We start from the raw sequence: 19238 nt of genomic DNA on the forward strand, positions 1-19238 counted from the left end.
TTAGCGGTCCACATCTGACATAACAAAATCGATACTGCCCAGATAAACAATCAGGTCAGACACCAGGCTGCCGCGGATCGCCGCCGGAATTTGCTGCAAATGCGCATAACTCGGCGTACGGATACGGGTGCGATAACTCATGGTGCTACCGTCGCTGGTCAGGTAGTAACTGTTGATCCCCTTGGTCGCCTCAATCATCTGGAAAGATTCATTGGCTGGCATCACCGGCCCCCACGACACTTGCAGGAAGTGGGTGATCAGGGTTTCGATATGTTGCAACGTGCGCTCTTTCGGCGGCGGCGTGGTCAGTGGGTGATCCGCTTTGAACGGGCCTTCCGGCATGTTGTTGAGGCACTGCTCAAGAATGCGCAGACTCTGGCGCAGCTCTTCCACTTTAAGCATTACGCGGGTGTAGCAGTCAGAAACACCACCACCCACCGGGATTTCAAAGTCGAAGTTTTCATAGCCAGAATACGGACGCGCCTTACGCACGTCGAAGTCGATCCCGGTAGCACGCAGGCCCGCGCCAGTGGTGCCCCACTCCAGCGCCTCTTTCGCGCCATAGGCGGCAACGCCCTGGGAACGACCTTTCAGAATGGTGTTTTGCAGCGCCGCTTTCTCGTAAGACGCCAGACGTTTCGGCATCCAGTCGAGGAACTCTCGCAGCAGACGATCCCAGCCGCGCGGCAGGTCGTGCGCAACGCCGCCAATACGGAACCACGCCGGGTGCATACGGAAACCCGTGATCGCTTCCACCAGATCGTAAATTTTCTGACGATCGGTAAAGGCGAAGAACACTGGCGTCATTGCGCCGACGTCCTGAATAAAGGTCGAGATATACAGCAGGTGACTGTTGATGCGGAACAGCTCAGAAAGCATTACGCGAATGACGTTAACGCGATCCGGCACGGTGATCCCGGCCAGTTTCTCTACCGCCAGCACGTAAGGCATTTCGTTAACGCAGCCACCGAGGTATTCGATACGGTCAGTATACGGAATGTAGCTGTGCCAGGACTGGCGTTCGCCCATTTTCTCCGCACCACGGTGGTGGTAGCCGATGTCTGGTACGCAGTCGACAATCTCTTCGCCATCGAGCTGCAAAACGATACGGAAAGCACCGTGCGCCGACGGGTGGTTCGGACCGAGGTTGAGGAACATGAAGTCCTCGTTTTCGGTGCCGCGCTTCATCCCCCACTCTTCCGGTTTGAAGGTCAGGGCTTCCATCTCCAGATCCTGTTTGGCTTTGGTCAGCTCAAACGGCGAGAATTCGGTAGCGCGCGCCGGGTAATCTTTACGCAGCGGGTGACCTTTCCAGGTTTGCGGCATCATGATGCGGCGCAGGTTCGGGTGACCGTCGAAAGTAATGCCAAACAGATCCCAGGTCTCACGCTCATACCAGTTAGCGTTCGGGAACAGTTTGGTGAAGGTCGGTACGTGCAGGTCGTTTTCTGCCAGCGCCACCTTCAGCATGATGTCGCGGTTACGATCGATAGAAATCAGATGGTAGAAAACGGAAAAATCCGCGGCAGGTAACCCTTCGCGGTGTGTGCGCAGACGTTCGTCCATGCCGTGTAAGTCAAACAGCATGACGTAAGGTTTCGGCAGTTTCTTTAAGAAATCGCCAACTTCCAGTAATTGTTCACGCTTGATCCACACAACGGGAACCCCGGTGCGAGTCGCCTGAACAGTAAAGGCATCCGGCCCAAAACGGTTGCGCAGTTCGCCAATCACCGGATCATCAAGATGATCGCGGGTCTGCCAGGCGGGTTCTTGCGCGGTTAAGTCGGTCATATTGTTCACCATTGCAAATGGTCCGTGGTGACTGTCGGCGCAGTAAGCTTCGCGAAATAGATTTAGGAATAAGCGAAGAAAAATCCCTTTGCCGACAGGCGCAAATTAAATCTCGTCAGGTGTACGCAGGTTGGTTACGGCAATGCGTTCACCGCGCTTGCGTTCGCGCTCTGATTGCATATTGGCGCGATAAACGCCCTGATCGCCAACCACCCAGGAGAGCGGACGACGTTCTTTGCCGATAGATTCCTGCAACAGCATCAGTGCCTGCATGTACGCTTCAGGACGCGGCGGGCAGCCCGGGATATACACATCAACCGGGATGAATTTATCAACGCCCTGGACAACGGAATAAATATCGTACATACCGCCAGAGTTGGCACAGGCACCCATTGAGATAACCCATTTTGGCTCCAGCATCTGGTCATACAGACGCTGAATAACCGGTGCCATTTTGGTAAAGCAGGTTCCTGCCACCACCATCAGGTCAGCCTGACGCGGCGAAGCACGCAATACTTCTGCGCCAAAACGCGCCACGTCATGCACCGCGGTAAACGAAGTCACCATCTCAACGTAACAGCAGGAAAGACCGAAGTTATACGGCCAAATTGAGTTTTTACGACCCCAGTTAACCATGTCATTGAGCTTGCCCATAAACACGTTTTTGTTAACTTCTTGCTCCAGGGGGTCGGTTACGATCTCCTGCTTTTGCAGGGGGTAACGGTCGTTCTCACCGTTGGGATCTATGCGGGTGAGCGTATAATCCATCTTAATGCCTCGCGGTTAGCGTTGACGATTAGCGATACTGTTCGTTTCCGGGTTCATACGCTCGCGGCGTGAACGCGCGGGCGTCCAGTCCAGCGCGCCAATACGCACCAGATAAACCAGACCTGCCAGTAACACAAAAATAAAAATTGCAGCTTCCACAAAGCCTACCCAGCCGCTTTCGCGGATAGAGGTTGACCATGCGAACAGATACAGCGCTTCAACGTCGAAGATAACGAAGAACATGGCCACCAGATAAAACTTGGCGGACAGGCGTAAGCGGGCGGAGCCGACCGAGTCGATACCGGATTCAAACGGAACGTTTTTCGACCTTGCGCGTGCGCGACCGCCTAAAAACCAACCGCCTACCAGCATCAGGCAACACAGGCCAATGGCAACGATAAGAAAGATAGCGAATGCCCAGTGATGAGCGATGACTTCAGTGGATGTTGACATACTCATTGCTTACTCATCAAAAGTAGCGCCAGATTCACTGCTCTTCACGGCAGATGGACGCCACATCGATTCATGGGGAGGAATAAAAAAAACCTTACAATCACTGTAGAAATTCTTTTATACAGCTAATTGATGTGGTCTTTTACTCCTTTCTATAACCTTTTGTCAACTTTAACAAAAGTTTCTTCACATTAGTTTACATAATATCAACACCATTAGCATTTAATGCCCTTTCACCCCAGATCCTTGACGACTCCAGGATAATTAGATGTTGTTGAATCGTGTCCGTTGTGAAGCAATAGAAAAAATACGGGTCTATTTTGACAGGAATTTGTGTCGATTCCTCCCCCCAAAAGAGAGTATTTTCTTGATCTGTGACACGCTTTTGTCATTCCATAACAAAAACGCAGCAACAAATTTACGTATTTTTTAACATCATTGTAGCAGGTGATTTTTTTCAGGCGATTATTTGTGCGTTCGGGACGTGAATCTCTGGTGATTGAAAAATGAACAGTTTTGTACGTTCTGCACGATACGAGGAAGGCTTTTTACTAAAAAAAAGCCGCTGGGGTTTAAAACACCCCCAGCGGCTCGTTTTTACACTATTGTCTCAGAAATTATCTATCGTCCGTCGATTACTCGATATCCCTTTCAATCAACAATGAGTCATCGCCTTCCGGAGCAGACATTGGGCTGTATTGCCACGGATTATGGTAGCTCTCCATCGCCTGATAGATCACCTGGGCCAGCTCATTATTACTGGACGGGTCATAGCACAGCAAATATTCGGTATCGGGTAGCGGCGGTAAGCCATCTACTCCACTCAGCACACGCAGGTCTGGACTCATCATCTCGACCGGCCTTGCCGTCACGCCAAGACCGGCTTTTACTGCCGCACGAACTGCCGGAAGCGTCGAGGCGACATAAGCCTGTCGCCATGGAATATCTGCTTTATTAAGCGTCGCCAGCACCATATCGCGAAACGGGCTAGGATCATCCAGCAATACAAGAGGGATCGGCTCGCCTTTTTGCAATACGTATTCCGCTGCGCAGTACCAGTGTGTTGGCGAGGTACGCAGGTTCAATGCCTTAAACGTTGAAGGACGATGGGTGGTTACCATCAAATCCACTTCCTGGGATTCCAGCATTTCTGCCATATAGGCATTACGTTTAACGCGGACATCCAGCGCTAGTTTCGGATAAACCGAACTCACGCGATTTAACAGGAAAGGTAAGATCGTATCGGCAGATTCATCTGAAGCACCGATAGTTAACACGCCCTGAAGATTACTGAACATTAATGATGAGCAGGCCTCATCATTAAAACGCAGAATTTTTCTGGCGTAACCAAGAAGTTGAATGCCATGTTCAGTTAACAGTTTGTTGCGACCGTGACGAGCGAACAGTTCTTTCCCAACGAGTTGTTCCAGACGCTGCATTTGCTGACTTACGGCGGACTGAGTACGACACACAGCGGCAGCTGCGGCAGCAAAAGTGTTCAGATCGGCAACAGCAACAAATGTTCTCAGCAGATCGAGGTCGAGGTTAATTATCGGACGATTTGCACTTATCATATATTATCACTTACTGGCGGCTCATACTGAGCTGGTTAATGCTGTGCACACACAAACAAGCAATTCCATTTGTAATGTGCCTCCCTGGCAGTTTCATCCGGAACCCGGACGAAAGTAAAAATGCATATGAGTTGCACTAAAAAAGCGACTCACATTGTTCCGTTATAATGCCTGAAGTAGATCACAGAATATATCTTCAGGAATCGCATATCTATTAAGTTACTCACTCTTTTGTATTTATGACATGCGCGTGTTTGTATAAATGTAAATGTGAGTCCTTGTTCCACTCTCGTGCAGCATCGCTGGTCATACGCGAACACGTACAAACAGCAATGGTGAGGCGGCATCAAGAGCAGGGATCCGTCATTTATGCGAGCATTTTACCCCAAAAACCTTTTATTTATAAGGGTCATTGCGAATTATCTGATGCAAAGTTATGTTATGTTAGGCAAAGTAATCTTCTATTATTAATAAGCACAACAAAACCTTTTTGAATATTAAATAATAATTAATTAGCATCATCCTCATTCATTAATCCCGCTTAACAATAGTTTCACACCTTGCACCCATTACGACACCTAGGAAATCATCACGCTGTTAAACTCTCCGTAATGCGAAAATATCATCATCACGATTCATTAGTGAATTCTTAAACGAGGCATTTTCAAACAATTATCTTACAGATAAAAAAACCACACTCACAATTAAGAATCAGAACAATTCACTACATAACATTAATTATTAAGCATATACACCTCATTATTTTGCCATTATTAAGTTATTAACAGCACAATCAAGCCTTCCCCTCTGGCAAAATCTTATTCTGCAGACCTTCAAAACGCCGTCCTGGGGGAGTACATTGTTCTAAGCTGACTTCCACGGCAGGGAGTGGCGATAACAGCAAAAAAGGTCAAGATTCATGTCCCCCATTGAAAAATCCAGCAAATTAGAGAATGTCTGTTACGACATCCGTGGTCCGGTGCTGAAAGAAGCAAAACGCCTGGAAGAAGAAGGTAACAAGGTACTGAAACTGAACATCGGCAACCCTGCCCCGTTCGGTTTTGACGCGCCAGATGAAATCCTCGTTGACGTGATTCGCAACCTGCCTACCGCTCAAGGGTATTGCGATTCCAAAGGGCTTTACTCCGCGCGTAAAGCCATCATGCAGCACTACCAGGCTCGTGGCATGCGTGATGTTACCGTGGAAGATATTTACATCGGCAATGGTGTATCGGAGCTTATCGTTCAGGCAATGCAGGCATTGCTGAACAGCGGGGACGAAATGTTGGTTCCTGCACCTGATTACCCACTATGGACCGCGGCGGTTTCGCTCTCCAGCGGTAAAGCGGTGCATTATCTTTGCGATGAATCCTCTGACTGGTTCCCGGACCTTGATGATATTCGCGCTAAAATTACGCCTCGTACGCGTGGGATCGTTATTATCAACCCAAATAACCCAACCGGCGCGGTATATTCCAAAGAGCTTTTAATGGAGATAGTGGAGATTGCACGTCAGCATAATCTCATTATCTTCGCCGATGAAATTTATGACAAAATTCTCTACGACGACGCTGAGCATCACTCAATTGCGCCGCTGGCACCTGATCTGCTGACCATTACCTTTAACGGCCTGTCGAAAACATACCGCGTTGCAGGCTTCCGTCAGGGGTGGATGGTGTTGAACGGGCCGAAAAAACACGCCAAAGGCTACATCGAAGGTCTGGAAATGCTGGCTTCAATGCGCCTGTGTGCTAACGTTCCTGCGCAACACGCCATTCAGACCGCGCTGGGCGGTTATCAGAGCATCAGTGAATTTATTACCCCTGGCGGTCGTCTTTATGAGCAGCGTAACCGCGCATGGGAATTGATCAATGATATTCCGGGCGTTTCCTGCGTGAAACCGCGCGGTGCGCTGTACATGTTCCCGAAAATCGACGCCAAACGCTTTAATATTCACGACGATCAGAAAATGGTGCTGGATTTCCTGTTGCAGGAAAAAGTTCTGTTGGTGCAAGGGACGGCATTCAACTGGCCGTGGCCGGATCACTTCCGCATTGTCACGCTACCGCGTGTCGATGATATCGAGCTGTCTTTGAGCAAGTTCGCGCGTTTCCTTTCTGGTTATCATCAGCTGTAATCTTAATTTCACTGCCGGAGATTGCATCCGGCAGTGTTATCCCGCCACAATGACCTGATGATGTCATCATACGTAAGGTCACTATGAAACAGAGCCATTTTTTTGCCCATCTCTCCCGCCTGAAACTCATTAACCGCTGGCCGCTGATGCGCAACGTGCGGACGGAAAATGTGTCCGAACACAGTTTGCAGGTAGCGATGGTCGCCCATGCGCTGGCAGCTATCAAAAATCGGAAATTTGGCGGTAATGTCAACGCCGAACGTATCGCTTTACTGGCGATGTACCACGATGCCTCAGAAGTGCTCACCGGCGATCTCCCTACTCCGGTGAAATACTTCAATTCGCAAATCGCTCAGGAGTACAAGGCGATTGAAAAAATCGCTCAGCAAAAACTGGTCGATATGGTTCCGGAAGAGCTGCGGGATATCTTTGCGCCGTTAATTGACGAGCATGCATATAGCGATGAAGAAAAATCGCTGGTGAAACAGGCAGATGCACTGTGTGCATATCTGAAATGTCTGGAAGAACTCGCGGCGGGAAATAATGAATTCTTGCTGGCAAAAACGCGACTGGAAGCGACGCTTGAAGCGCGCCGCAGCCAGGAGATGGACTACTTCATGGAAGTCTTTGTTCCCAGCTTCCATCTTTCGCTCGATGAGATTAGCCAGGATTCACCGCTGTAAGCAGCCGGAGTCTGCGTCGCATCAGGCAATAAGCGCCGGATGCGACATCAGGCTCTTGTCAAAACGGAAACAGCATCGGGATCATCACCACACAAACCGCCATCACGATAATGGTGAACGGTACCCCCAACTTCACAAAGTCACTGAAGCTGTAATTTCCCGGACCTAAAACCAGTGTGTTAACAGGTGAAGAAACCGGCGTCATAAAGGCGGCGGATGCTGCCATCGCCACGACCATCGCAAATGGATAAGGCGACACACCCATCGTTTTGGCAGCAGCCAGCGCAATCGGAGCCATCAACACCGCCGTTGCGGTATTAGAGATAAATAGCCCAATAACCGCCGACAAGACAAACAAACAACCCAGCATCATATGTGGCCCGTAACCGCCGCCAATGTCCATCAGCCCTTTCACCGCCAGCGCGACACCTCCCGTTTTCTGTAATGCCACAGCAAACGGCATCATCCCAACGATCAAAATAATGCTCGGCCAGTGAATGGATTTATAGGCGCTTTCAGCATCGATACAACGGAATTTCCCCATCAGCAGGCAGGCGATGATAGCGGCAACAGGATTAGGAATTTCATCGGTCAGCATTAACGCCACCATCAACACCAGGCAAAAAATGGCATGAGGTGCCTGACTGTGTGCTGGCGATGCTTCACTCACTTCTTCTGGTAAGTTCAGCGCCACAAAGTCACGCCCCTGTTTTGCCAGCATACCGATCAGTTTCCAGTTACCCACAACCAGGATGATATCGCCCAGCAGCAGAGGCTCATCCGCCAGCGAACCTTCCATCGCCTCGCCATTGCGCTTTAGCCCCACCACATTCAGTCCGTAGCGGGTACGAAAACCAATTTCGCGCACCGATTTACCAATAAGTTCAGACTCAGGAATTAATGAAATCTCTGCCATGCCCACATCAAGTGCCTGGTCAGAAAAATACTCGCCGCGTAGTACCATCGGCTCCAGCAACTGCTCACTACAAAATTGCCGGAGATCGACATCAGCCGCAGACATATCAATAAGCAAAACGTCACGCGCGCGAAATTCAGAAACCCCATTAACGTTCACGATAACGCGACGAAAACGCCGCCAGCGTTCAACACCGATGACGTTAGCGCCATAACGCTCACGTAATTTGAGATCGTCCAGCCGTTGACCAATCATTGGCGATCCGGGGCGAATAGCCAGACGTCGCGCACGCCCGGTCAGTCGATATTCACGGATAAGATCGCGAAAGGTTCGACGCGTCCAGCCTTCGCGCTGCGGGGTCTGGGTATCCCCTTTCAGCATGAAACGCATCACTAACATATACAAAATACCCAGCACCAGCACGACCAGGCCAATAGGTGTTACGCTAAAGAAACTGAAGCCGTGATAGCCTTCACGCAGCAATTCACTGTTGACTACCAGGTTCGGCGGCGTCGCCACCAGCGTCATCATGCCGCTTATCAGCCCGGCAAAACTTAACGGCATCATCAGACGCGACGGCGACGTTTGCATACGCATGGCAACGCTTAATACCACGGGAATAAAGATAGCGACAACGCCGGTTGAACTCATAAACGCGCCAAGCCCCGCGACGGTCAGCATCAACAAAACCAACATTTTGATTTCACTGTTGCCCGCCACTTTGACCAGCCATGTCCCCATTACAGTGGCAACACCGGTACGGACCAAACCATCGCCAATAATAAACAAGGCGGCAATCAGGACAACGTTAGGATCGGAAAAGCCGGAAAATACTTCGGGGACCGTCAGCGTTCCGCTTAATGCAAACGCGACAATAACAAACAAAGCGACCGCATCCATACGCACTCTGCCCGTCGCAAACAAGACGATGGCAACGGCCAGTAATGAAAGAACCCAAATCAATTCACCGTTCACAACTTATCCTTGTTAATTGAGGGGGATGACTTGATTCTGCCATAAAAAAGCCCCGACGAGACGGGGCTAAATCATGATCAGGTGTTTCACTGAATAATAACATCGCCATTTGGCTGTTTGGTCACAGTAATTTGCTCCAGACTGTGGAGGACTAAATCGACCTCATTCAGGCGCGGGGTATCTGCCGGAGCGTTAACCGCAATGACATGACAACCCGCCGCCAGGCCTGAAAGCACACCAGCGGGAGCATCTTCCACCACCACACATTCCTGCGGCGCAAGCCCCAGCAGCTGCGCGCCTAACAGATACGCATCAGGTTCTGGTTTTCCGCGCTTCACTCGCTCAGCGGTTACAAACACCTCTGGCGCGGGAAGCCCAGCTATTTTATGACGCGCTCGCGCTACCGGCATGGAGCCAGAAGTCACAATGGCCCACGGAATACCTGCTTTATTCAAATGATTGAGTAAGGCGATTGCCCCCGGAAGCGCGGTAATACCTTCGGTTTCCGTGGCCTCGATTTGCTCCAGACGCGTAAACTCGGCGGCAATGTCTGCCTCGGATTTGCCCGCCATAAAATGGCGCAGAGAGGTGATCGCCTGTTTACCGTGAATGAAAGCCAGCACCTCTTCCGGCGCTAACCCATGACGTCTGGCCCAGTTGCTCCACGCCCGTTCTACCGCAGGCAGGGAATCCACCAGCGTTCCATCAAGATCAAACAGAAAACCTTTGCACCGCACGCGGGCCTCCTCAGGCGTTGATAATTTGATTAATTTCGTTGGCGCTCAAATGGTACTGACGCGGGCAGGCATGCCACACATTAAGCATGCGCTGATATTTTTCCCACATTGGCGTCTGGGCGTTAAAACCGTGAGTTCCAGCGTCAAAATGGGTATAGCGCCCTTCCACATTAACCATAAAGCGGACATAACCGAGGTAACGTGCTTCAGTGGCGGCGTCAAAGCCGAGGAAGGTGACACGACGTTCATCGATGGATTGCTGGTCCTGCAAATTAGACCAGGAAACATGCAACGCATGATACATCTCCATAATGTCGATGATAGTGCGGCAGGTTTCTTCTTTCAGCTCGCCAAACTCGCGATCCAGCTCACGCATCTGTAATCCATAACCACGCTCAATGATTGTTTGCAGGCGACGGTAACGTTCAGCATTTGCCGGATCGAGCATAGTCATCATTTTGTACTGGTTAGACAAAATAAGACGTTGCGCGTTGGTCATTTCCATTATTGACTCCTGTATCACTCTACTACGGTGAAAAAAAAGAAGGCTGAGTATGCCTTCTTTTATATGCGTAATCAGGGGTCAATTACAAATCATCAAGGAAAGTTTTATCCAGTTGTTTGAAGGCGCGCTTAAGCGTGTCAGCTAATGCCTGGTAATCAGGCTTGCCTTCAACGGGTGCCAACACCTGTCCAGACTCCTGCAATTTACCGCGAACTTCATAAAACCAGTTAAGGATTGCAGGGGGTAATGGCGTTACAGAACGTTTGCCCAGCCACCACAATCCCTGCATGGGTAAACTTAAAGCGAACAGCGCAGTGGCAACTGCCGGCCCAAGCTGACCGCCCAGGGCAATCTGCCAGCAGAGAGTAAATACGGCGATCGGCGGCATAAAACGGATCGCATAACGCGTCATCTTGATAACGCGATTTTCGACAAAGACCGGGGCAAGGCGTTTTTCCAGCGGCCACGTCTTTGAGTAATGCTGTCCCCGGCGAAACAAGCTAAAAAAATTAACAGAACGATTATCCGGCGTTGACATGCTTCACCTCAACTTCACATATAAAGATTCAAAAATTTGTGCAAATTCACAACTCAGCGGGACAACGTTCAAAACATTTTGTCTTCCATACCCACTATCAGGTATCCTTTAGCAGCCTGAAGGCCTAAGTAGTACATATTCATTGAGTCGTCAAATTCATATACATTATGCCATTGGCTGAAAATTACGCAAAATGGCATAGACTCAAGATATTTCTTCCATCATGCAAAAAAAATTTGCAGTGCATGATGTTAATCATAAATGTCGGTGTCATCATGCGCTACGCTCTATGGCTCCCTGACGTTTTTTTAGCCACGTATCAATTATAGGTACTTCCATGTCGAGTAAGTTAGTACTGGTTCTGAACTGCGGTAGTTCTTCACTGAAATTTGCCATCATCGATGCAGTAAATGGTGAAGAGTACCTTTCTGGTTTAGCCGAATGTTTCCACCTGCCCGAAGCACGTATCAAATGGAAAATGGACGGCAATAAACAGGAAGCAGCTTTAGGTGCAGGCGCCGCTCACAGCGAAGCGCTCAACTTTATCGTTAATACTATTCTGGCACAAAAACCAGAACTGTCTGCGCAGCTGACTGCTATCGGTCACCGTATCGTACACGGCGGCGAAAAGTATACCAGCTCCGTAGTGATCGATGAGTCTGTTATTCAGGGTATCAAAGATGCAGCTTCTTTTGCACCGCTGCACAACCCGGCTCACCTGATCGGTATCGAAGAAGCTCTGAAATCTTTCCCACAGCTGAAAGACAAAAACGTTGCTGTATTTGACACCGCGTTCCATCAGACTATGCCGGAAGAGTCTTACCTCTACGCCCTGCCGTACAACCTGTACAAAGAGCACGGCATCCGTCGTTACGGCGCGCACGGCACCAGCCACTTCTATGTAACCCAGGAAGCGGCAAAAATGCTGAACAAACCGGTAGAAGAACTGAACATCATCACCTGCCACCTGGGCAACGGTGGTTCCGTTTCTGCTATCCGCAACGGTAAATGCGTTGACACCTCTATGGGCCTGACCCCGCTGGAAGGTCTGGTCATGGGTACCCGTTCTGGTGATATCGATCCGGCGATCATCTTCCACCTGCACGACACCCTGGGCATGAGCGTTGACGCAATCAACAAACTGCTGACCAAAGAGTCTGGCCTGCTGGGTCTGACCGAAGTGACCAGCGACTGCCGCTATGTTGAAGACAACTACGCGACGAAAGAAGACGCGAAGCGCGCAATGGACGTTTACTGCCACCGCCTGGCGAAATACATCGGTGCCTACACTGCGCTGATGGATGGTCGTCTGGACGCTGTTGTATTCACCGGTGGTATCGGTGAAAATGCCGCGATGGTTCGTGAGCTGTCTCTGGGCAAACTGGGCGTGCTGGGCTTTGAAGTTGATCATGAACGCAACCTGGCTGCACGTTTCGGCAAATCTGGTTTCATCAACAAAGAAGGTACCCGTCCTGCGGTGGTTATCCCAACCAACGAAGAACTGGTTATCGCGCAAGACGCGAGCCGCCTGACTGCCTGATTTCACACCGCCAGCTCAGCTGGCGGTGCTGTTTTGTAACCCGCCAAATCGGCGGTAACGAAAGAGGATAAACCGTGTCCCGTATTATTATGCTGATCCCTACCGGAACCAGCGTCGGTCTGACCAGCGTCAGCCTTGGCGTGATCCGTGCAATGGAACGCAAAGGCGTTCGTCTGAGCGTTTTCAAACCTATCGCTCAGCCGCGTACCGGTGGCGATGCGCCCGATCAGACTACCACTATCGTGCGTGCGAACTCTTCCACCACGACGGCCGCTGAACCGCTGAAAATGAGCTACGTTGAAGGTCTGCTTTCCAGCAATCAGAAAGATGTGCTGATGGAAGAGATCGTCGCAAACTACCACGCTAACACCAAAGACGCTGAAGTCGTTCTGGTTGAAGGTCTGGTCCCGACACGTAAGCACCAGTTTGCCCAGTCTCTGAACTACGAAATCGCTAAAACGCTGAATGCGGAAATCGTCTTCGTTATGTCTCAGGGCACTGACACCCCGGAACAGCTGAAAGAGCGTATCGAACTGACCCGCAACAGCTTCGGCGGTGCCAAAAACACCAACATCACCGGCGTTATCGTTAACAAACTGAACGCACCGGTTGATGAACAGGGTCGTACTCGCCCGGATCTGTCTGAGATTTTCGACGACTCTTCCAAAGCTAAAGTAAACAATGTTGATCCGGCGAAGCTGCAAGAATCCAGCCCGCTGCCGGTTCTCGGCGCTGTGCCGTGGAGCTTTGACCTGATCGCGACTCGTGCGATCGATATGGCTCGCCACCTGAATGCGACCATCATCAACGAAGGCGACATCAATACTCGCCGCGTTAAATCCGTCACTTTCTGCGCACGCAGCATTCCGCACATGCTGGAGCACTTCCGTGCCGGTTCTCTGCTGGTGACTTCCGCAGACCGCCCTGACGTGCTGGTTGCCGCGTGCCTGGCTGCCATGAACGGCGTAGAAATCGGTGCCCTGCTGCTGACTGGCGGCTACGAAATGGACGCGCGCATTTCTAAACTGTGCGAACGTGCTTTCGCTACCGGCCTGCCGGTATTTATGGTGAACACCAACACCTGGCAGACTTCTCTGAGCCTGCAGAGCTTCAACCTGGAAGTTCCGGTTGACGATCACGAGCGTATCGAGAAAGTTCAGGAATACGTTGCTAACTACATCAACGCAGACTGGATCGATTCTCTGACTGCCACTTCTGAGCGCAGCCGTCGTCTGTCTCCGCCAGCGTTCCGTTATCAGCTGACTGAACTTGCGCGCAAAGCGGGCAAACGTATCGTTCTGCCGGAAGGTGACGAACCGCGTACCGTTAAGGCAGCCGCTATCTGTGCTGAACGTGGTATCGCAACTTGCGTACTGCTGGGTAATCCGGCAGAGATCAACCGTGTTGCAGCGTCTCAGGGTGTAGAACTGGGTGCAGGCATTGAAATCGTTGATCCAGAAGTGGTTCGCGAAAGCTATGTTGGTCGTCTGGTCGAGCTGCGTAAGAACAAAGGCATGACCGAAACCGTTGCCCGCGAACAGCTGGAAGACAACGTGGTTCTCGGTACGCTGATGCTGGAACAGGATGAAGTTGATGGTCTGGTTTCCGGTGCTGTTCACACCACCGCAAACACCATCCGTCCGCCGCTGCAGCTGATCAAAACGGCTCCGGGCAGCTCCCTGGTATCTTCCGTGTTCTTCATGCTGCTGCCGGAACAGGTTTACGTTTACGGTGACTGTGCGATCAACCCGGATCCGACCGCAGAACAGCTGGCAGAAATCGCGATTCAATCCGCTGATTCCGCTGCGGCCTTCGGTATCGAACCGCGCGTTGCTATGCTCTCCTACTCCACCGGGACTTCTGGTGCTGGTAGCGACGTAGAAAAAGTTCGCGAAGCAACTCGTCTGGCGCAGGAAAAACGTCCTGACCTGATGATCGACGGTCCGCTGCAGTACGACGCTGCGGTAATGGCTGACGTTGCGAAATCCAAAGCGCCGAACTCTCCGGTTGCAGGTCGCGCTACCGTGTTCATCTTCCCGGATCTGAACACCGGTAACACCACCTACAAAGCGGTACAGCGTTCTGCCGACCTGATCTCCATCGGGCCGATGCTGCAGGGTATGCGCAAGCCGGTTAACGACCTGTCCCGTGGCGCACTGGTTGACGATATCGTCTACACCATCGCGCTGACTGCGATTCAGTCTGCACAGCAGCAGTAATCTCGTCATCATCCGCAGCTTTGCGCTGCGGATATCGGAACCGGATATAGTGACTATTTCCGGTTTTTTATTCTCTTAATTTGCATTAATCCTTTCTGATTATCTTGCTTAACTGCGCTGCATCAATGAATTGCGCCATCTCACTTTGCATACTTACCACTTTGTTTTGTGCAAGGGAATATTTGCGCTATGTCCGCAATCACTGAATCCAAACCAACCAGAAGATGGGCAATGCCCGATACGTTGGTGATTATCTTTTTTGTTGCCATTTTAACCAGTCTTGCCACCTGGGTAGTTCCGGTGGGCATGTTTGACAGTCAGGAAGTGCAGTATCAGGTTGATGGTCAAACAAAAACACGAAAAGTCGTAGATCCACACTCATTTCGCATTCTGACTAACGAAGCAGGCGAACCTGAGTATCACCGCGTACAGCTGTTTACGACGGGCGATGAACGCCCGGGCCTGATGAACTTCCCGTTTGAAGGGTTAACCTCAGGATCGAAATACGGGACAGCCGTTGGCATCATCATGTTTATGCTGGTGATTGGCGGCGCGTTTGGCATTGTGATGCGTACAGGAACCATTGATAACGGTATCCTGGCGCTTATTCGCCATACCCGCGGGAATGAAATTCTCTTTATTCCTGCGCTCTTTATTCTGTTTTCACTTGGCGGCGCGGTATTTGGTATGGGAGAAGAGGCCGTCGCCTTTGCCATTATCATCGCACCGCTAATGGTCCGGCTGGGCTATGACAGTATTACCACCGTCCTGGTGACCTATATCGCCACGCAAATCGGTTTTGCCAGTTCGTGGATGAACCCGTTTTGTGTGGTCGTTGCTCAGGGGATTGCCGGCGTTCCGGTGCTTTCTGGCTCCGGATTGCGCATCGTGGTGTGGGTTATCGCCACTCTGATTGGCCTGATCTTTACCATGGTGTACGCCTCACGAGTGAAAAAGAATCCTCTTCTGTCACGCGTGCATGAGTCCGACCGCTTCTTTCGTGAAAAGCAGGCGGATGTTGAACAACGTCCGTTTACCTTTGGTGACTGGCTGGTATTAATTGTCCTGACCGCCGTAATGGTCTGGGTGATTTGGGGCGTGATCGTTAATGCCTGGTTTATTCCTGAAATTGCCAGCCAGTTCTTCACCATGGGTCTGGTGATTGGCATCATCGGCGTTGTTTTCCGCCTTAACGGCATGACGGTTAATACCATGGCTTCATCCTTTACCGAAGGGGCGCGAATGATGATCGCCCCTGCCCTGCTGGTGGGTTTCGCCAAAGGGATTTTGCTGCTGGTCGGTAATGGTGAAGCGGGTGATGCCAGCGTGTTAAATACCATCCTCAACAGCATTGCCAATGCCATTAGCGGTCTGGACAATGCGGTCGCGGCCTGGTTTATGTTGCTCTTCCAGGCAGTATTTAATTTCTTCGTGACGTCCGGTTCTGGTCAGGCGGCGTTAACCATGCCGTTACTGGCACCGCTTGGCGATCTGGTCGGTGTTAACCGTCAGGTTACCGTGCTGGCGTTCCAGTTTGGTGATGGCTTCAGCCACATCATTTACCCAACCTCAGCTTCGTTAATGGCGACGCTCGGTGTGTGCCGGGTGGACTTCCGTAACTGGCTGAAGGTGGGCGCGACCCTGCTTGGACTGCTGTTTATTATGTCCAGCGTCGTAGTGATCGGCGCTCAGTTGATGGGCTACCACTAAAAATGTTAAGAGCCGCAATTGCGGCTCTTTTTTCATTCTGCCGTTTCAGTCTCTACGGCTTCATTTTTAGCATTGCGCTTCATCCACAACGCCAGCGCTTTCAGCGAGTCTGGAGTGAACTCATCGCAGCGTGCGGTGATTTCTTCCGGCGTCAGCCAGCAAACTTCACTGACTTCATCTTCCTGTAGGGCGAAGGGACCGTGAGAGACGCAACTGAACAACGCGCCCCAGACACGGCAATTTTTATCTTCGAAATAGAACTGCCCGTGCTCGGCAAAGGGGACACCGGCAATGCCCAACTCTTCTTCCGCTTCGCGACGCGCGGATTCCAGCAGTTGCTCATCGGCCTGGACCACACCGCCTGCGGTCGCATCTAACATGCCGGGTAAAAAGTCTTTTGTCTCGGTACGACGCTGGACCAGAATTTTGCCCATGCCATCATGCACGACGATATAAGTTGCACGATGACGCAGACACTGTGCCCGCATTTGTTCCCGGCTGGCTTGTGCAATGACTTCGTTCTCTTCATTGACAATATCCACCCATTCAGTACTTGCCAAACGACGCTGTTCCATTATCAGGAAACCTTCTTTTTCTGGCGCTCTTACGGCGCATTTTGAGTTGTGGGTAAATTACGGATTAATCGCGACCTGCGCAATGATACTTTGATCATTGAGTGCGATTACACTAAGTACGTCATTATCCAGCATGCCATAACTCGCCGGATGACCGCCTTTCGGAATACTCACCGAGCCGGGGTTAAAGTGGAAAATCTCCCCCCGCTGTTCTGCCACTGGCAGATGGGTATGACCGTACACCAGCACATCGTTCTGGTTTAAAGCAGGCAGATTTTCCGGGCCAAAAAGATGACCATGCGTCAAAAACAGACGTTGTTTTTCCAGTAATACCTGTTGCCACGGCGCGGTTATCGGGAAATGCAAAAGCATTTGATCCACTTCGCTGTCGCAGTTGCCGCGCACAGCGATAACCTTATGTGCCACTTCATTAAGCCGTTCAGCGACTTTGGCTGGCGCGTAACCCTCCGGTAAAGCATTACGCGGGCCGTGATTCAACACGTCGCCAAGGATCACCAGCCACTGGGCACCGCTTTGGGCAAACAACTCCAGAACACGTTCCGTCGCCGGTAACGACCCATGAATGTCCGATGCAAACATCAGTTTCATCACTCACTCCTCGTCGAAAAAACGTAAGCTATGATACTGGATTCTGTCGTTGCTATCAGCCAGATTGCTTCGCCGAAAGAGCAATAAAACGCTGGACAGACGCTCGCTGCCACTGGAATGTCGCATAATCCACCAGGCGTTCCGGCACCTCATCGCCATGTAGTACCAGGCGGTTAATCATTAGCGCCAGATCAGTATCAGCAATGCACCATTCACCAAATAAATTCGGCTGACCCAGTGCTAACAAATGTTCTGCCATCGCGAACAGTTTCTCTGCACTGGCTTTTCCCTCCGCCGTTAATGGCGCTTTTTTCGCACCCGCAAAGACAACATCCGTCGGACGTTCTTCGCGGATGGGCATCAGATCGCTACGCAGCCAGGCCTGAATCTGTCGTGCACGCGCACGATTTTCTAAATCAAGCGGATAAATACGTTCCCAGGTCGGTGGCGCAAATCGATCTTCCAGATACTCCGCAATGGCAGAAGATTCACTCAACTCAAAATCATCGATTTGTAATAACGGCACACGGCGTGTCTGACCGTAACCTTGCCACGTCGGTTGCAAATGTTCACCGCTGTCGAGGTCGATGGTCTTGATATGAAACGACAGGCCTTTTTCCTGCAACGCCACCCAGGCGGATAACACATAAGGGGAGAAAAAATGGGCATCTGACCAAAGCGTGATAGCGGGTTTACTCATTATGTCCTCGGCAATAAAGGGGGCTAGCTATCAAACTATAGAGCCTTTTTGTCACTGTCACGTGACGAATACTCACGCAAGTCGCCGCGCTTTCTATACTTGTGGTGTTCAGATGATTAGACAACCGGAGCTGCAATGATCGATCTCTATTTCGCCCCGACACCAAATGGTCACAAAATTACGCTGTTTCTCGAAGAAGCAGGGCTGGATTATCGCTTGATAAAGGTAGACCTGGGGAAAGGCGGTCAGTTTCGCCCGGAATTTTTGCACATTTCGCCTAACAACAAAATTCCGGCAATTGTTGATCATTCTCCAGCCGATGGCGGCGAACCGCTAAGCCTCTTTGAGTCTGGTGCCATTTTGTTGTATCTGGCTGAGAAAACGGGACTCTTTTTGAGTCATGAAATGCGTGAACGCGCCGCCACATTACAGTGGTTATTCTGGCAGGTAGGCGGACTGGGGCCGATGCTTGGGCAGAATCATCATTTTAATCACGCAGCCCCCCAAACCATTCCTTACGCTATTGAACGTTATCAGGTTGAAACTCAGCGTCTGTACCATGTACTGAACAAGCGACTGGAAAACTCGCCCTGGCTGGGAGGTGAGAACTACAGCATTGCGGATATTGCCTGCTGGCCGTGGGTTAATGCCTGGACTCGCCAGCGAATTGACCTCGCAATGTATCCGGCAGTCAAGAACTGGCATGAGCGGATCCGTTCGCGCCCTGCCACCGGTCAGGCACTGCTAAAAGCACAACTCGGTGATGAGCGTTCGGATAGTTAACAGAAACAGGTTCTCGTGTATTATT

General features: G+C 50.9%; 17 protein-coding genes. 6 read left to right on the forward strand and 11 right to left on the reverse strand.

Annotated features, from left to right (window positions below; translation table 11 throughout):
* The 4 genes from nuoC to lrhA all read right to left on the reverse strand — a co-directional run bounded on the left by nuoC (position 1) and on the right by lrhA (position 4586).
* Positions 1-1803 carry an NADH-quinone oxidoreductase subunit C/D gene (gene nuoC, locus ACJHX3_RS15000; protein WP_000247878.1) on the reverse strand — a complete coding sequence of 601 codons (1803 nt, stop codon included), beginning with the start codon at positions 1801-1803 and terminating at the stop codon, positions 1-3.
* Positions 1804-1896: 93 nt separating this feature from the next.
* Positions 1897-2559 (reverse strand): NADH-quinone oxidoreductase subunit NuoB, encoded by a 663-nt coding sequence (gene nuoB / locus ACJHX3_RS15005; RefSeq protein WP_000386733.1) that lies wholly within the window; start codon positions 2557-2559, stop codon positions 1897-1899.
* A 15-nt stretch (positions 2560-2574) separates the two neighbouring features.
* Positions 2575-3018, reverse strand: a complete 444-nt coding sequence (nuoA, locus tag ACJHX3_RS15010) for an NADH-quinone oxidoreductase subunit NuoA (RefSeq protein ID WP_000062997.1) — start codon at positions 3016-3018, stop codon at positions 2575-2577.
* 629 nt (positions 3019-3647) lie between these two features.
* Positions 3648-4586, reverse strand: coding sequence for a transcriptional regulator LrhA (gene lrhA / locus ACJHX3_RS15015; protein WP_094321888.1), 939 nt, complete (start codon positions 4584-4586; stop codon positions 3648-3650).
* 919 nt (positions 4587-5505) lie between these two features.
* Between lrhA and alaA the strand changes: the two genes are divergently transcribed.
* Positions 5506-6723 carry an alanine transaminase AlaA gene (alaA, locus tag ACJHX3_RS15020; protein WP_000074527.1) on the forward strand — a complete coding sequence of 406 codons (1218 nt, stop codon included), beginning with the start codon at positions 5506-5508 and terminating at the stop codon, positions 6721-6723.
* A gap of 83 nt (positions 6724-6806) precedes the next feature.
* On the forward strand, positions 6807-7406 hold the full coding sequence (gene yfbR / locus ACJHX3_RS15025) for a 5'-deoxynucleotidase (RefSeq protein WP_000813860.1): 600 nt from the start codon (positions 6807-6809) through the stop codon (positions 7404-7406).
* 58 nt (positions 7407-7464) lie between these two features.
* Here yfbR and ACJHX3_RS15030 read toward each other — a convergent pair whose 3' ends face one another.
* The 4 genes from ACJHX3_RS15030 to yfbV all read right to left on the reverse strand — a co-directional run bounded on the left by ACJHX3_RS15030 (position 7465) and on the right by yfbV (position 11077).
* Positions 7465-9297, reverse strand: coding sequence for an SLC13 family permease (locus ACJHX3_RS15030; protein ID WP_001012889.1), 1833 nt, complete (start codon positions 9295-9297; stop codon positions 7465-7467).
* Positions 9298-9383: 86 nt separating this feature from the next.
* Positions 9384-10034, reverse strand: coding sequence for a hexitol phosphatase HxpA (gene hxpA / locus ACJHX3_RS15035; RefSeq protein ID WP_001203399.1), 651 nt, complete (start codon positions 10032-10034; stop codon positions 9384-9386).
* A gap of 10 nt (positions 10035-10044) precedes the next feature.
* The gene (locus ACJHX3_RS15040; protein ID WP_000426124.1) at positions 10045-10539 is read right to left on the reverse strand and encodes a YfbU family protein; all 495 of its coding nucleotides are present in this window, start codon (positions 10537-10539) and stop codon (positions 10045-10047) included.
* 82 nt (positions 10540-10621) lie between these two features.
* Positions 10622-11077, reverse strand: a complete 456-nt coding sequence (gene yfbV, locus ACJHX3_RS15045; RefSeq protein WP_000106627.1) for a terminus macrodomain insulation protein YfbV — start codon at positions 11075-11077, stop codon at positions 10622-10624.
* 337 nt (positions 11078-11414) lie between these two features.
* Between yfbV and ackA the strand changes: the two genes are divergently transcribed.
* The 3 genes from ackA to yfcC all read left to right on the forward strand — a co-directional run bounded on the left by ackA (position 11415) and on the right by yfcC (position 16546).
* Positions 11415-12617 (forward strand): acetate kinase, encoded by a 1203-nt coding sequence (gene ackA, locus ACJHX3_RS15050; protein WP_000095707.1) that lies wholly within the window; start codon positions 11415-11417, stop codon positions 12615-12617.
* A gap of 74 nt (positions 12618-12691) precedes the next feature.
* Entirely contained in the window at positions 12692-14836 is a 2145-nt protein-coding gene (gene pta / locus ACJHX3_RS15055) for a phosphate acetyltransferase (protein ID WP_000086716.1), read from the forward strand.
* A gap of 189 nt (positions 14837-15025) precedes the next feature.
* On the forward strand, positions 15026-16546 hold the full coding sequence (gene yfcC / locus ACJHX3_RS15060) for a putative basic amino acid antiporter YfcC (RefSeq protein WP_001274493.1): 1521 nt from the start codon (positions 15026-15028) through the stop codon (positions 16544-16546).
* A gap of 32 nt (positions 16547-16578) precedes the next feature.
* Here the strand turns inward: yfcC and yfcD are convergent, their stop codons facing one another.
* The 3 genes from yfcD to yfcF are packed head-to-tail and all read right to left on the reverse strand — an operon-like array spanning position 16579 to position 18430.
* Entirely contained in the window at positions 16579-17121 is a 543-nt protein-coding gene (gene yfcD / locus ACJHX3_RS15065; protein ID WP_000437935.1) for an NUDIX hydrolase YfcD, read from the reverse strand.
* 57 nt (positions 17122-17178) lie between these two features.
* Positions 17179-17730, reverse strand: a complete 552-nt coding sequence (gene yfcE / locus ACJHX3_RS15070; RefSeq protein ID WP_001306452.1) for a phosphodiesterase — start codon at positions 17728-17730, stop codon at positions 17179-17181.
* Positions 17731-17785: 55 nt separating this feature from the next.
* Positions 17786-18430, reverse strand: coding sequence for a glutathione transferase (yfcF, locus tag ACJHX3_RS15075; protein ID WP_000042440.1), 645 nt, complete (start codon positions 18428-18430; stop codon positions 17786-17788).
* 135 nt (positions 18431-18565) lie between these two features.
* Between yfcF and yfcG the strand changes: the two genes are divergently transcribed.
* A complete protein-coding gene (yfcG, locus tag ACJHX3_RS15080; RefSeq protein WP_000566481.1) occupies positions 18566-19213 on the forward strand; it encodes a GSH-dependent disulfide bond oxidoreductase in 648 nt (215 codons plus the stop codon).
* Positions 19214-19238: the final 25 nt, after the last annotated feature.

This window comes from Escherichia sp. WS1265 (assembly GCF_046487585.1).
Taxonomy (GTDB): domain Bacteria; phylum Pseudomonadota; class Gammaproteobacteria; order Enterobacterales; family Enterobacteriaceae; genus Escherichia; species Escherichia coli.